This is a genomic window from Rhizobium leguminosarum bv. viciae (genome assembly GCF_012276115.1).
Lineage (GTDB): Bacteria > Pseudomonadota > Alphaproteobacteria > Rhizobiales > Rhizobiaceae > Rhizobium > Rhizobium leguminosarum_T.
Map to the genome: position 1 here is coordinate 160,128 of NZ_WIEU01000003.1, position 13,860 is coordinate 173,987.

General features: G+C 62.3%; 12 protein-coding genes. 2 read left to right on the forward strand and 10 right to left on the reverse strand.

All coding sequences use genetic code 11. From position 1 onward, the window contains the following. Window positions 1-2: 2 nt before the first annotated feature. Entirely contained in the window at window positions 3-953 is a 951-nt protein-coding gene (locus GFM02_RS06625) for a GNAT family N-acetyltransferase (protein WP_168321198.1), read from the reverse strand. 139 nt (window positions 954-1,092) lie between these two features. Here GFM02_RS06625 and GFM02_RS06630 point away from each other — a divergent pair, with 139 nt between their 5' ends. Then, entirely contained in the window at window positions 1,093-2,028 is a 936-nt protein-coding gene (locus GFM02_RS06630) for a tyrosine-type recombinase/integrase (RefSeq protein ID WP_168321199.1), read from the forward strand. A gap of 181 nt (window positions 2,029-2,209) precedes the next feature. Further along, entirely contained in the window at window positions 2,210-3,286 is a 1,077-nt protein-coding gene (locus tag GFM02_RS06635; RefSeq protein WP_168321200.1) for a TraB/GumN family protein, read from the forward strand. A gap of 118 nt (window positions 3,287-3,404) precedes the next feature. Here the strand turns inward: GFM02_RS06635 and lpdA are convergent, their stop codons facing one another. The 9 genes from lpdA to sucC all read right to left on the reverse strand — a co-directional run bounded on the left by lpdA (window position 3,405) and on the right by sucC (window position 13,854). Further along, entirely contained in the window at window positions 3,405-4,811 is a 1,407-nt protein-coding gene (lpdA, locus tag GFM02_RS06640) for a dihydrolipoyl dehydrogenase (RefSeq protein ID WP_168321201.1), read from the reverse strand. A gap of 96 nt (window positions 4,812-4,907) precedes the next feature. Further along, a complete protein-coding gene (locus GFM02_RS06645) occupies window positions 4,908-5,660 on the reverse strand; it encodes an SDR family oxidoreductase (RefSeq protein ID WP_168321202.1) in 753 nt (250 codons plus the stop codon). Next, window positions 5,657-6,187 carry a hypothetical protein gene (locus tag GFM02_RS06650; protein WP_168321203.1) on the reverse strand — a complete coding sequence of 177 codons (531 nt, stop codon included), beginning with the start codon at window positions 6,185-6,187 and terminating at the stop codon, window positions 5,657-5,659. Before GFM02_RS06650 ends, GFM02_RS06645 begins: the two co-directional genes overlap by 4 nt. After that, a complete protein-coding gene (locus GFM02_RS06655; RefSeq protein ID WP_168321204.1) occupies window positions 6,184-6,933 on the reverse strand; it encodes a DUF4241 domain-containing protein in 750 nt (249 codons plus the stop codon). The genes GFM02_RS06650 and GFM02_RS06655 overlap by 4 nt, the downstream gene beginning before the upstream one ends. 13 nt (window positions 6,934-6,946) lie before the next feature. Next, window positions 6,947-8,224, reverse strand: coding sequence for a 2-oxoglutarate dehydrogenase complex dihydrolipoyllysine-residue succinyltransferase (gene odhB, locus GFM02_RS06660; protein ID WP_168321205.1), 1,278 nt, complete (start codon window positions 8,222-8,224; stop codon window positions 6,947-6,949). A 30-nt stretch (window positions 8,225-8,254) separates the two neighbouring features. After that, a complete protein-coding gene (locus GFM02_RS06665) occupies window positions 8,255-8,566 on the reverse strand; it encodes a YciI family protein (protein WP_168321206.1) in 312 nt (103 codons plus the stop codon). A gap of 16 nt (window positions 8,567-8,582) precedes the next feature. Continuing rightward, on the reverse strand, window positions 8,583-11,567 hold the full coding sequence (locus tag GFM02_RS06670; RefSeq protein ID WP_168321207.1) for a 2-oxoglutarate dehydrogenase E1 component: 2,985 nt from the start codon (window positions 11,565-11,567) through the stop codon (window positions 8,583-8,585). A gap of 171 nt (window positions 11,568-11,738) precedes the next feature. Further along, the gene (gene sucD, locus GFM02_RS06675; protein ID WP_065281498.1) at window positions 11,739-12,641 is read right to left on the reverse strand and encodes a succinate--CoA ligase subunit alpha; all 903 of its coding nucleotides are present in this window, start codon (window positions 12,639-12,641) and stop codon (window positions 11,739-11,741) included. A gap of 19 nt (window positions 12,642-12,660) precedes the next feature. After that, entirely contained in the window at window positions 12,661-13,854 is a 1,194-nt protein-coding gene (gene sucC, locus GFM02_RS06680; RefSeq protein WP_168321208.1) for an ADP-forming succinate--CoA ligase subunit beta, read from the reverse strand. Between the last annotated feature and the right edge of the window lie 6 nt (window positions 13,855-13,860).

Below are 13,860 nucleotides of genomic sequence, written 5' to 3' on the forward strand. Positions count from 1 at the left end.
GGTTAGACTGCAGGAACCGGAATCTCGCGGCGCGTCGCCGCAACCGGCAGGCCGACCGGCACGAAACTCGCGTCGCCATCGGCGGCCATGTCGTGCACCGTATGTTTCTCCAGCGCCTTCGTCACCTCGTTGAGGTCGCCGTCCAGATGTTCGGCCGGAATGAGATTGCCGATGACGAAATCGAAGCGGTCGCCGCGTTTGTTCAGCAGTTCGTGGAACACGGTCATGTCGCGAAGCTCCGTCGACCATTTCGCCAGCCAGTAGAACAGGCCGGAATTGCGTGCCGTCATATGGACGGGAAGGATCGGCAGATTGTATTTGCGCGCCAGCCCGACGGCCGAGGTTTTCCACGGACGTTCGTTCAGCCGGCCGTTCGCCCAATAGGCGATGCGGCCTGAAGGAAAGAGCACTGTCGCCTTGCCTTCCTTCACCGCGTGGTTCGTCAGTTGCAGCGTCTCGCGCGCTTTCAGCTTGCTCTTGTGCTCCTCCCGCCACTCGACGGGAATGATCATCTCGGCAAAGCGCGGATTGACGCGGATGGCATCGCGATTGGCAAAAAACATCATGTCCGGCCGTCGCGCCTTCAAAAGATCGAACACGGCAACGCCGTCGGCGATGCCGGTCGGATGGTTGCTGACGAGGATGAAGCCGCCGGTATCGGGAATGCGTTCGCCATTGATGAGGCCGATGTCGAGTTTCAACACGTCGCTCAGATATTCGAACGACTGGAAGCCCGGCATTTTGGCGACCGCATTGGCGAACTCGAGAGCCTTGTTGTAGCGCAGCAGCGTATAGAGGAATGGCCGCATGACCGGCCAGAGCGGATTTTTCACGATCCTCTGGCCGCGTTCGGCAATCAGCGTATCGACGATATGACCGGGCTTTCCCTGTGAAATGAGAGCGATCGCTTCCGCGAGCTGTCCGAAAGCCGTCATGGAATCGCGCCGTGCCATGAAAGATCCTGTCTATGGGGTATAAGCTATCGCAGTAGAATATGATCGAAGGATGACAATGGCTTGGCCGGCATTAGCAATTCCATAACTGTTCCTGCTCCAAATTGGCGGACTTGAAGGCAAAATCAAGGCCCGCAACGTGAACGAACTGCTTGTTATCGCCGATCAGCGCCTAATGGCGGAACGGGCCGCGTGGCTCGAAAACCTCGCCAGTGAGCGCCGTCTTTCCGAGCATACGCTCGACGCCTACGAGCGCGATACCCGCCAGTTTCTGACCTTCCTGACCGGCCATCTCGCCGGCCCGGTGACGCTTGGCGATATCAGGGAGTTGCGCTCCGCTGATTTCCGCGCCTTCCTGGCGGCCCGGCGCAAGCAGGGCTCCGGCGCCCGCTCGCTCGGCCGCAATCTCGCCGGTCTTCGCTCACTGCTGCGCCATCTCGAAAAGAAGGGCCTAGTCAACGCCGCCGGCGCTGCCGCGGTGCGCTCGCCGAAACAGCCGAAATCACTGCCCAAGCCGCTGTCGGACACCCAGGCGATCACCGTCGTCAGCGACGACGCCCAGCTCCATGACGAGCCCTGGATTGCTGCGCGCGACGCGGCGGTCATGACGCTGCTCTACGGCTGCGGCCTGCGCATCTCCGAAGCGCTGGATCTGACTCCCACCGACTTGCAGAAGGGCGCGACGACGCTCCGCATCACCGGCAAGGGCAACAAGACGCGGCTGGTGCCGCTGCTGTCTGTGGTCTTCGACGCCGTCGAGAAATACCGCGCGCTCTGCCCATATCATCTCGAAAGCGGCGAACCACTGTTTCGCGGCGCCCGCGGCGGCAAGCTGCAGGCGGCGATCATCCAGCGCACCATGCAGAAGATGCGCAGCGCCTTCGGTCTGCCGGAGACGGCGACACCCCATGCATTGCGCCACTCCTTCGCCACCCATCTGCTTGCCGGCGGCGGCGATCTGCGGACCATCCAGGAATTGCTCGGCCATGCCAGCCTTTCCACAACGCAGGTCTATACCGGCGTCGATGCATCGCGGCTGCTCGAGGTGTATGATCGGGCCCATCCGCGCGCCTAGCGCATCGGCCCGGAAATCGGAATCGATTTTTGGAAAGCACGATGCGTTGATTTAAAGTGCATCGCCATGAATCCGATTTGATGTGATGCGCTTTAAGTTTCGTTAACGCATTCTCTTAAAGGAATATGCGCAAGCCGGGCGTAGAGCATGAAGCCTATAGCATGTGATCGGAACACCCATCATGACGACATCAATCGGCCGCCGGACGTCTTACCTCGCAGTGCCGGCCAATCTGTTGCTCTGGCTGATCGCAGCCTTTCACATGCTGCTTCTTGCCGCCCTGTTTTCCGCCTTCCTGACCGCAAGGCCGGCAGCAGCCGAAGACGTGGCCTGCACCGGCCGCAATCTGATGGTCGAACTGCAACAGACCGACCCTGCCCGCTACGCAGAGGCGCTGAAGGAAGCCGACGCCACGCCGAACGGCAAAGGCATCTTCTGGAAGATCGAGAAGCCGGGACTTGCACCCTCGTGGCTGCTCGGCAGCATGCACGTCACCGATCCGCGCGTGCTTGCCCTGCCGCCGCGCGCCCAGGCAGCCCATGACGCCGCCGACACGATCATCATCGAATCCGACGAGATCCTCGATGAGCGGAAGGCGACCGCCGCCCTGCTCGCAAAGCCGGAACTGACGATGTTCACCGACGGCACGACGATCGACAAGCTGCTTTCTCCCGAGGACTACAAGCGTCTCGAAACCGGCCTCAAGCAGCGCGGTATCCCGATCAGCGCGGTTTCGCGGATGCGGCCCTGGATGATTTCCAGCGCCGTCGCCCTGCCGGCCTGCGAAATCGCCCGCAAGGCAAAAGGCGCGCAGTTCCTCGACCAGAAGATCGCCACCGATGCCATTGCTCAGGGCAAGCAGGTCAAGGGGCTGGAAACCCTTGCCGAGCAGATCCAGGCCATGGCCGATCTGCCGATCGAATTCCATCTGAAATCGCTGATCGAGACGCTGGAACTCGGTGGCAAGATGAGCGACGTCGTCGAGACGATGACCGACCTCTATCTCTCCGGCGACATCGGCATGACCATGCCGATGCTGAAAACCGTGACACCGGAGGAGGAAGGCGAAAACAGCGACTATGCCGCCTTCGAGCAGCGCGTCATCCTTGACCGAAACAAGGTGATGGCCGAGCGTGCAGCGCCCATCCTCGACAGCGGCAACGTCTTCATGGCCGTCGGCGCCCTGCATCTGCCCGGCAAGGACGGTGTCATCGAACTGCTGCGCCAGCAGGGCTTCACCGTGACTGCGGTGAACTGAGGCCGCCGGCGGTCATTCGACCAGGCACGCTGCTTTCCAACAGCGCCGATACGCACCCAATAAAACAGCCGCCTGCCTCACGGCAAGCGGCTGCATGCATTGTTGCGAAAATGTAAGATCACATATGGATCGGCTTGAAGAAAGTTGCGAGCGCAGCCTCTTTAACCGCTTCCGACATTGTGGGATGCGCGTGGCAGGTACGGCCGAGATCTTCCGACGAACCGCCGAATTCCATCAGCACGGTGATCTCGTGGATCATCTCGCCGGCGCCGAAGCCGACGATATGGCCGCCGAGCACCCGGTCGGTTTCCTTGTCGGCAAGGATCTTGACGAAGCCGTCGGTCGCGAGCATCGCGCGAGCGCGGCCGTTCGCAGTGAAGGGGAACTTGCCGACCTTGTAGGCGACGCCTGCCGCCTTCAGCTCTTCCTCGGTCTTGCCGACGGAAGCGATTTCCGGCTGGGTGTAGACGACGCTCGGAATGACCTCGTAGTTCACATGGCCATGCTGCCCGGCGAGGATTTCGGCAAGCGCCACGCCCTCGTCTTCCGCCTTGTGCGCCAGCATCGGACCCTTGACCACATCGCCGATCGCATAGATGCCGTCGACATTGGTCTTGAAGTGACCGTCGATCTCGACACGGCCGCGATTGTCGAGCGTAACACCGGCCTCTTCGAGGCCGAGACCCGCCGTATAGGGCTTGCGGCCGGTGGCAATCAGCACGACCTCGGCATCGAGCGTCACCTTGTCGCCGCCCTTGACCGGCTCGAAAGTGACCTTGGCGCCCGTGTCGGCCTTTTCGACGCCGGTAACCTTGGCGCTGAGATTGAAATCGATGCCCTGCTTGGCGAGCATGCGCTGGAATTGCTTGGAGACTTCGCCGTCCATGCCGCCAAGGATGGTGTCGAGATATTCGACGACGGTGACTTTGGCGCCGAGGCGCGACCAGACGGAACCGAGTTCGAGGCCGATGACGCCGCCGCCGACGACGATCAGCGTTTCCGGCACCTTCTCCAGCGCGATACCGCCGGTGGACGAGATGATGGTCTTTTCGTCGATCTCGACCTGCACACCGGGAATGCCGGCGACGTCGGAACCGGTGGCGATGACGATGTTCTTGCCCTCGATCTCCTGCACCTTGCCGTCATCGGCGGTGACGGAGACCTTGCCGGCCGAAACGATCTTGCCGGTACCCTGGATGGCATCGATCTTGTTCTTCTTGAAGAGGAAGGCGACGCCGTCGACATTCGACTTCACCGTCGCATCCTTGTGGGCCATCATATTGCCGAGATTGAGCGTCGGGGCCGGGACGTCGATGCCGAGGGCGCTCATCCCGTGGCCGGCCTGATGGAACATTTCGGAGGCATGCAGCAGCGCCTTCGACGGAATGCAGCCGACGTTCAGGCAGGTGCCGCCATAGGTCGCCCGCCTTTCGACGACGGCGACCTTAAGGCCAAGCTGGGCCGCCTTGACGGCGCAGACATAGCCGCCCGGGCCGGTTCCGATAATGATCACATCGTAGGACATTGCTTCTTTCCCTTTGGATTTTTCGTTTAATCGGCCGCGCGCGAAATCAGGCCGAGGAATTCGAGAATATATTGCAGGCTGTTTTTCCCAGTCGTTCTAGCGGCCGCCGCTCACATTGAGGATCGCGCCGGTGATATAGGAGGCCGAAGGTGACAGAAGATAGAGGATCGCATCGGCCACCTCCTCGGGCGTGCCCGCGCGCTGCATCGGGATCGAGGGCGCCAGCTCCCTCGGCCGATCCGGCAGGCCGCCGGAGGCATGAAGGTCGGTTTCGATGACGCCGGGCCTTATCGCATTCACGCGGATACCCTCGGCTGCGACCTCACGCGCCAGCCCGACGGTGAACGTGTCGATCGCCGCCTTCGAGGCGGCATAGTCGACATACTGCGTCGCCGAACCGAGGATCGCCGCCATCGACGACATATTGACGATCGCCCCGCCTTTCCCGCCATGCCGGCTCGACATGCGGCGTATGGCCTCTGCCGCGCAGAGTATCGACCCGGTCACATTGACGCGCAGCATGCGCTCGATCCGCTCTACCGACATCTCGTCGACGCGCTGCGGATAATCGACAATGCCGGCATTGTTGACGAGCCCGTCGAGCCGGCCAAAATGCCGGTCGACCGCCGTAAACATCGAGACAATATCCGCAGCCTTGCCGACATCGCCCTGGATCGCCACGGCCTCGCCGCCATCCTCGACAATCGCAGCCACGACGGCATCCGCGGCTTGACGGTTGGCGGCGTAGTTCACCGCAACACGCCAGCCCTGGCGCGCGGCGAGCCGTGAAGCCGCAGCGCCGATACCTCGGCTTCCGCCGGTAATGAGAACCACAGGTGTATCGCTCATGTCGCACACTCCTTAAATGTCAGCACGTCCCAGGGTGCCACCACGGCCTTGCCCTCGCCCCAGGCGCTGGATTCGCGGATGGCGGGACCAAGGCCGGGAAGCACGAGCTTTTCGGCCGCCGCAGCACCTTCGGGCTGTAGATTGTCCACCTCGCCCTCGGCATTCATGCCGTAGACGGCACCCTGCCAAACGGTGCAGGCATTGAGATCGGCGCCGGTCGCATCACCCTCGGGGCAGTTGAACATCAGGATGCCGATGGCGCGCACCGGATCTTCCGATGGCATGACATAACCTTCCATCACGACAGGTGTTTTCAGTGCGCTGACCTTGAACTGGTTGCTGGCGGCGGCCGATGGAGAATTCAGCGGTGCAAAGCGCAATTCATAGGCACCGTCGCGATCGACGTAGACGGCCTGCTCCTGCTTGCATGCGGCACCGAAGGTGGATGCCGGAACGACGAATAACGCGGCGGCTGCCATTGCAGCCACGCCTGTCCGTCTCGTCGTGATCCCGGTCCTTCCGCTCATTGCAGCTTCGGCTCCTTGCGCCCGTCGGCATTCTCGACAACGTTGAAATCCGTCAGCAGCACCAGCGCGCGGCCGTCCCTGTCGAGCCCCCAGAAAACCGGATAGAAACCGTCGCCCCAGCCGCTCCAGAACACGGCGACATTGCCTCGTCTGCCGGTGACCGGCCGGTGCAGCGCATAAATGCCCTTGTTCGCGTTGAGGTCCGACGCCAGCACGTCGTCGTAATAGTTGACGTCGGAACCCGCTTTCTGCGCCTGCACCTGGGCCTCGCGCTCTCCGATCAGATCAAGCGTATCGGCATCCATGTAGCAGCCGAGGCCGGCATCGACGGGATAGCCGAAGATCTCGCCGTCCTTCAGCGTCGCCGGGTCCTGCCCTGGCAGGACCGCAAGCTCCCAATGATCCGGCTTGCCCTCGGCAAACCGCATGCTGGCAGCGGCGATGCGCCCGAAGGCCTGGTAGAGCGTCACCGGATAGTCGCCCGGCGCAACCGCTCTTGCGAGTGCCGGGCGGTCGGGCTGGGCGAGCGGATCGGCGGCAACTATGCGCCCCGATGTCAGCTCGACATTGTCCATATGGATGACGCCGATTGACCGACCGGAAAGCTCGGCATCACCAAGCGCCACCAGCTCGAAATTGCTGCTTGCCTTGCCGATATCCCAGCCGGCAGCCGATGCGGCGACCGGGACATGCGCGGCGGCAGCGCAAAGAAGAAGACGCGCCGCTCGCATGATCCGGTTCCGCATCGAGAGCGCTCCCTTAGAGATCGAGCACCAGACGTTCCGGATCTTCCAGGCTTTCCTTGACGCGCACGAGGAAGGTGACCGCTTCCTTGCCGTCGACGATGCGGTGATCGTAGGACAGCGCCAGATACATCATCGGACGGATGACCACCTGGCCGCCGATCGCAACCGGCCGCTCCTGGATCTTGTGCATGCCGAGAATGCCGGACTGCGGTGCGTTGAGGATCGGCGAAGACATCAGCGAACCGTAAACGCCGCCATTGGTGATGGTGAAGGTGCCGCCCTGCATGTCGGCCATGGAGAGCGAGCCATCGCGGGCTGCCTTGGCAAGACGGCCGAGTTCCTTCTCGATTTCGGCGATCGACATCTGGTCGGCGTCGCGGATGACGGGAACGACGAGGCCTTTGTCCGTGCCAACGGCCATGCCGACATGGCAGTAGTTCTTGTAGATGACGTCGGTGCCGTCGATTTCGGCGTTGACGGCCGGCAATTCCTTCAGCGCATGCGTCACCGCCTTGGTGAAGAAGCCCATGAAGCCGAGCTTGACGCCGTGCTTCTTCTCGAAAATGTCCTTGTACTTGTTGCGCAGGTCCATGACCGCCTTCATGTCCACCTCGTTGTAGGTGGTCAGCATGGCGGCGGTGTTCTGCGCATCCTTGAGACGCTTGGCGATCGTCTGGCGCAGGCGCGTCATCTTCACGCGCTCTTCGCGCGAGGCATCCTCGACCGTCGACGGGCCGCGCGCGGCGGCAGGCGTCGTCGCCGGTGCGGCCGCCGGAGCGGAAATGCCCCTGGCGACAGCGGCGATGACGTCGCCCTTCAGCACCTGGCCGCGCTTGCCGCTACCGTCGATCTGATCGGCGGAAAGGTTGTTTTCGGCAAGCAACTTCGAAGCTCCCGGTGCCGGCGGCATGGTGGAGACGGAGGCGCTCGAGGACGACGCAGCAGCGGCGGCAACCGCCGGCTGGGCCGGAGCAGCAGCGGCCGGTTGGGCGGGAGCCGGAGCAGCAGGCGCGGCGGCCGGTGCAGCGGCAGCAGGCGCGGCAGCAGCGGCTGCACCTTCGGCGATCTGGCCGAGCAATGCGCCGAGGCCGACGGTCTCGCCGGCAGCAACAACGATTTCCGAAAGCGTGCCGGAGGCGGGTGCCGGAACTTCGATGGTCACCTTGTCGGTTTCAAGCTCGAGAATCGGCTCGTCGGCCTTGATGGCGTCGCCGACCTTCTTGAACCAGGTGCCGACGGTTGCCTCGCTGACGGATTCACCGAGAGTTGGAACGCGGATTTCTGTGGCCATTGTTCAGATCCTGATTTCGTGTGTTTTCGTTTATGCGTTTCGGACGGCGGGCGGCCGCGAGATGATCGAGGGCATCGGCAGGATATCGAAGCGGAAATCGAAACCGGAAGCGATGATCGGATCGCCGTCGGCAAGAACCTGCGCCGCCGCCTGATCCTCGACCTCGACGATCGCCAAGGCGCCTTCACCCTCGAAGACGGGGCCGACGATAATCGCCGATCCCGCGAGAGCGTTCCGATGCCAGTATTCGGCATGGCGTTTCATCGCCGCCATTTCCTCCCTAGTCCCGTCATGCGGGAAAGTGGGGCGCGGCGGCTGCAGTCTCAGAAAGAAATAAGCCATTGCGCCCCCCCTTGTTTTAACCGCCCAATGCATCCTCGAGGAATGCAGCGAGCTGGGACAGATGCTTGGACATCAGGCCCGTCGCCGGCGAGGCGGCGGCCGGACGGCCGGTATAGCGGACGCGCTGGTATTTCGCATCGATATGGGCGAGCACCCATTCGAGGAAGGGGTCGATGAACGACCATGCGCCCATGTTCTTCGGCTCTTCCTGGCACCAGACCATCTCCGCATTGCGGAAGCGCGACAGCTCGTTGATCAGCGCCTTTGCCGGGAACGGATAGAGCTGTTCGACGCGTAAGAGATAGACGTCGTCGATGCCGCGCTTTTCACGCTCTTCGAGAAGATCGTAATAGACCTTGCCGGAGCACATGACGACGCGGCGAATCTTGTTGTCCTTCTGCAGCTTGATCGGGCCGTCCTTGATCACCTCGGCATCGTCCCAGAGCAGGCGGTGGAAGGCGGATTCGCCGGCCATTTCGGCAAGCGTCGAGACCGCCCGCTTGTGGCGCAGCAACGACTTCGGCGTCATCAGGATCAGCGGCTTGCGGAAGTCGCGCTTCAGCTGCCGGCGCAGGATGTGGAAGTAGTTCGCCGGCGTCGTGACATTGGCGACCTGCATGTTGTCTTCCGCGCAAAGCTGCAGGAAACGCTCGAGGCGGGCCGAGGAGTGTTCGGGACCCTGACCTTCATAGCCGTGCGGCAGCAGGCAGACGAGGCCCGACATGCGCAGCCACTTGCGCTCGCCCGACGAGATGAACTGGTCGAAGACCACCTGCGCGCCGTTGGCGAAATCGCCGAACTGGGCTTCCCACAGCGTCAGCGCATTCGGGCGGGCGAGCGAATAGCCATATTCGAAACCGAGCACGGCCTCTTCCGAAAGCATCGAATTGATGACTTCGTAGCGCCCCTGCGTCGGCGAGAGATTGGCGAGCGGGATGTAGCGCTCTTCGGTTTCCTGATCGTAGAGAACCGAGTGGCGCTGCGAGAAGGTGCCGCGTTCGCAATCCTGGCCGGACAGGCGGATCTTGCTGCCTTCGACGCAAAGCGCGCCGAAGGAGAGCGCTTCGGCCATCGCCCAGTCGATACCCTCGCCGGTGGCGATCATGTTGGCGCGGTTTTCCATGAAGCGCTGGATCGTGCGGTGCGCGTTGAAGCCCACCGGGATCTCAGAGAGCTTGCGGCCGATCTCCTTCAGCGTCTTCATCGGCACGGCGGTCTTGCCGCGGCGCTGCTCGTCGGCATTGTCGGCCGTGCGCAGGCCCGACCACTCACCATCAAGCCAGTCGGCCTTGTTCGGCTTGTACTGCTGGCCGGCCTCGAATTCCTGTTCGAGATGGAGGCGCCAGTCGGCCTTCATCTTCTCGACTTCACCGTCGGTGAGCAGGCCCTCGGCGACGAGGCGGGCCGCGTAGAGCTGCAGCACGGTCTTGTGGGCGCGGATCACCTTGTACATCTTCGGCTGCGTGAAGGACGGTTCGTCGCCTTCATTGTGGCCGTAGCGGCGGTAGCAGAACAGGTCGAGAACGACCGGCTTGTGGAACTTCATGCGGAATTCGGTGGCGATCTTGGCCCCATAGACCACCGCTTCCGGATCGTCGCCGTTGACGTGCAGGATCGGCGCCTCGATCATCTTGGCGACGTCGGACGGATAAGGCGACGAGCGCGAGAAGGCCGGGTTGGTCGTGAAGCCGATCTGGTTGTTGATGATCACATGCATGGTGCCGGCGACGCGGTGACCACGCAGACCGGAAAGGCCGAGGATTTCGGCAATGACACCCTGGCCGGCAAAGGCCGCGTCGCCGTGGATCAGCAGCGGCAGCACCTTGGCGCGTTCGGAAAGCGGGATGATGTCGCCGTCCCAGACGGTAGCATTCATATCCTGCTTGGCGCGGGCCTTGCCCATGACGACCGGATCGACGATTTCGAGATGCGAGGGGTTCGCCGTCAGCGAAACGTGGATCTTGTTGCCGTCGAATTCGCGGTCGGAGGAGGCGCCGAGATGGTACTTGACGTCACCCGAGCCCTCGACCTCGTCGGGAGCGGCCGAACCGCCCTTGAACTCGTGGAAGATCGCCCGGTGCGGCTTGCCCATGACCTGGGAGAGCACGTTCAGGCGGCCGCGATGGGCCATGCCGAACACGGCTTCCTTGAGGCCGAGATGGCCGCCACGCTTGAGGATCTGCTCCAGCGCCGGGATCAGCGATTCGCCGCCGTCGAGACCGAAACGCTTCGTGCCCTTGAACTTGACGTCGAGGAACTGCTCATAGCCTTCGGCTTCGACCAGCTTGGCAAGGATCGCCTTTTTGCCTTCCGGCGTGAAGGCCACACCCTTGTCCGGTCCTTCGATGCGCTCCTGGATCCAGGCCTTTTCTTCCGGATTGGAGATATGCATGAATTCGACGCCGAGCGTCGAGCAATAGGTGCGCTCGAGGATCCCGATCATCTCGCGGATGGTCGCGTATTCCAAGCCGAGCACGTTGTCGATGAAGATCTTGCGATCGTAATCGGCGGCCGTGAAACCGTAATTCTCCGCCGAAAGTTCGTGATAGTCGTCGACGGGAGCGGCGATGCCGAGCGGGTCGAGCTTGGCATGCAGGTGGCCACGCATGCGGTAGGCGCGGATCATCATGATGGCGCGCACGGAATCGCGCGTCGCCTGCAGCACTTCGGTGCTATCGGCAGGCTTGCCCTGAGCTTCGGCCTTGGCCTTGACCTTGGTTTCGATCACCTTCTCGACGATGCCCCAGTCGCCATCGAGAGCCGATACCAGATCGCCGCTTGCCTGAAGCGGCCAGTTCTTCTTGCGCCAGGAAGCGCCCTTGGCTGCCCTTTTCACATCGCTGGGATCCTCCTCCAGCGCCTTGAAGAAGGACCGCCACTGATCGTCGACCGATGCCGGATCTTCTTCGTACCGCGCGTAGAGCTGCTCGATGTAGGCAGCGTTGGCGCCATCCAGAAACGAGGTGATCTGAAACTGCTCGTTGGCTTCTTGCCGTGCCATGGTGATATGCGGACGCTTCCGTCCGCCTCCTGACTTTGATGAATTTGCCGGCTTGATGGCCGGCTGCCGCATTCCGATTGCCGCCTGTCCGCGGCGCATCTGCTGGTCTCGTGTCGTCGAGGCCGGGCGGGAGCGCAGATGCCGTTCCTCCGCCCGGTCTATATGGGTGGCTTAGCCCTTGAGGACTTCAACCAGCGTCTTGCCGAGGCGGGCCGGAGAGGGCGATACCTTGATGCCCGCCGATTCCATCGCCGCGATCTTCGATTCCGCATCGCCCTTGCCGCCGGAAACCACAGCGCCGGCATGGCCCATGGTGCGGCCCTTCGGCGCCGTACGGCCGGCAATGAAGCCAGCCATCGGCTTCTTGCGGCCCTTCTTGGCTTCGTCCTTGAGGAACTGGGCTGCATCTTCTTCAGCCGCACCACCGATTTCGCCGATCATGATGATCGACTGGGTGGCTTCGTCGGCCAGGAACATTTCCAGGACGTCGATGAACTCGGTGCCCTTGACCGGGTCGCCGCCGATGCCGACGGCCGTTGTCTGGCCGAGACCCTCGTTGGAGGTCTGGAACACGGCTTCATAGGTCAACGTACCCGAGCGGGAAACGATACCGACCGAACCCTTGCGGAAGATCGAGCCCGGCATGATGCCGATCTTGCATTCTTCCGGCGTCATGATACCTGGGCAATTCGGGCCGAGCAGGCGCGACTTGGAGCGGTCGAGGCGAGCCTTGACCCGCACCATGTCCATGACGGGAATGCCTTCGGTGATGCAGGTGATGAACGGGATCTCGGCGTCGATCGCCTCGATGATCGCATCGGCGGCTCCTGCCGGCGGAACATAGATGACGGTCGCGTTGGCGCCGGTCTTTTCCTTGCCCTCGGCAACGGTTGCAAAGATCGGCAGGCTTTCGCCCTTTGCGCCGGTCCAGGTTTCGCCACCCTTCTTCGGATGGATACCGCCGACCATCTGCGTGCCGTAGTAAGCAAGCGCCTGTTCGGTGTGGAACGTGCCGGTCTTGCCGGTCAGACCCTGAACGAGGACCTTGGTGTCTTTATTGACGAGAATAGACATTCTTTCAGATCCTTCAAAATTAGCCGTTGATCGCCGCGACGATCTTCTTGGCCGCATCGTCCAAGTCGTCAGCCGCCGTGATCGCCAGACCCGACTCGTTCAGGATCTTCTTGCCGAGCTCGACATTGGTGCCTTCAAGGCGCACGACGAGCGGAACCGTGAGTCCGACTTCCTTGACCGCGGCAATGACGCCCTCGGCAATGACGTCGCACTTCATGATGCCGCCGAAGATGTTGACGAGAATGCCTTCGACCTTGGGGTCTGCAGTGATGATCTTGAAAGCTGCAGCAACCTTCTCCTTGCCGGCGCCGCCGCCGACGTCGCAGAAGTTAGCCGGCTCCTTGCCGTAAAGCTTGATGATGTCCATCGTCGCCATGGCAAGGCCCGCACCGTTGACCATGCAGCCGATGTTGCCGTCGAGCGCGACATAGGCGAGGTCCCACTTCGAGGCCTCGATTTCCTTGGCGTCTTCTTCGGTCTCGTCGCGCAGCACCTTGACGTCGTCGTGACGGAAGAGCGCATTGCCATCGAATGACATCTTGGCATCGAGGACGCGCAGGTGGCCGTCCTTCATGACGATCAGCGGATTGATCTCCAGCAGAGCCATGTCCTTCTCGCCGAAGGCCTTGTAGAGCATCGGGAAAAGCGTCTTGGCGTCTTCGGCGGCAGCACCCTCGAGCTGAAAAGCCTTGGAGATCGCAGCAACGTCGGCAGCCGTCACGCCGGCTTGCGGATCGATGGCGATCGTCTGGATCTTCTCAGGCGTGTCGTGGGCGACAGCTTCGATGTCCATGCCGCCTTCGGTGGAGACCACGAAAGCCACGCGACCGACCGAGCGGTCGACCAGCAGCGAGCAATAGAGCTCGCGAGCGATGTCGGCGCCGTCTTCGATGTAAAGGCGGTTGACCTGCTTGCCGGCTTCGCCGGTCTGCGCCGTCACCAGCGTGTTACCCAGCATTTCCTTGGCATGGGCGACGACTTCGTCGATCGACTTGGCGAGACGCACGCCGCCCTTGGCTTCCGGCGACAGTTCCTTGAACTTGCCCTTGCCGCGGCCGCCGGCATGGATCTGGCTCTTGACCACGTAAAGCGGACCGGGAAGCGACTTGGCGGCAGCCTCGGCTTCTTCAACCTTGAGAATAGCCACACCTTCGGCAACCGGCGCGCCATATCCCTTCAGCAGAGCCTTGGCCTGATATTCATGAATGTTCATGGGTGT

Excerpts from the sequence above, each read along its gene's own strand:
- GFM02_RS06625 (WP_168321198.1), bottom strand. The coding sequence starts at position 953 with ATGGCACGGCGCGATTCCATGACGGCTTTCGGACAGCTCGCGGAAGCG.
- GFM02_RS06635 (WP_168321200.1), top strand. The coding sequence starts at position 2,210 with ATGACGACATCAATCGGCCGCCGGACGTCTTACCTCGCAGTGCCGGCC.
- lpdA (WP_168321201.1), bottom strand. The coding sequence starts at position 4,811 with ATGTCCTACGATGTGATCATTATCGGAACCGGCCCGGGCGGCTATGTC.
- GFM02_RS06645 (WP_168321202.1), bottom strand. The coding sequence starts at position 5,660 with ATGAGCGATACACCTGTGGTTCTCATTACCGGCGGAAGCCGAGGTATC.
- GFM02_RS06650 (WP_168321203.1), bottom strand. The coding sequence starts at position 6,187 with ATGAGCGGAAGGACCGGGATCACGACGAGACGGACAGGCGTGGCTGCA.
- GFM02_RS06655 (WP_168321204.1), bottom strand. The coding sequence starts at position 6,933 with ATGCGGAACCGGATCATGCGAGCGGCGCGTCTTCTTCTTTGCGCTGCC.
- odhB (WP_168321205.1), bottom strand. The coding sequence starts at position 8,224 with ATGGCCACAGAAATCCGCGTTCCAACTCTCGGTGAATCCGTCAGCGAG.
- GFM02_RS06665 (WP_168321206.1), bottom strand. The coding sequence starts at position 8,566 with ATGGCTTATTTCTTTCTGAGACTGCAGCCGCCGCGCCCCACTTTCCCG.
- GFM02_RS06670 (WP_168321207.1), bottom strand. The coding sequence starts at position 11,567 with ATGGCACGGCAAGAAGCCAACGAGCAGTTTCAGATCACCTCGTTTCTG.
- sucD (WP_065281498.1), bottom strand. The coding sequence starts at position 12,641 with ATGTCTATTCTCGTCAATAAAGACACCAAGGTCCTCGTTCAGGGTCTG.
- sucC (WP_168321208.1), bottom strand. The coding sequence starts at position 13,854 with ATGAACATTCATGAATATCAGGCCAAGGCTCTGCTGAAGGGATATGGC.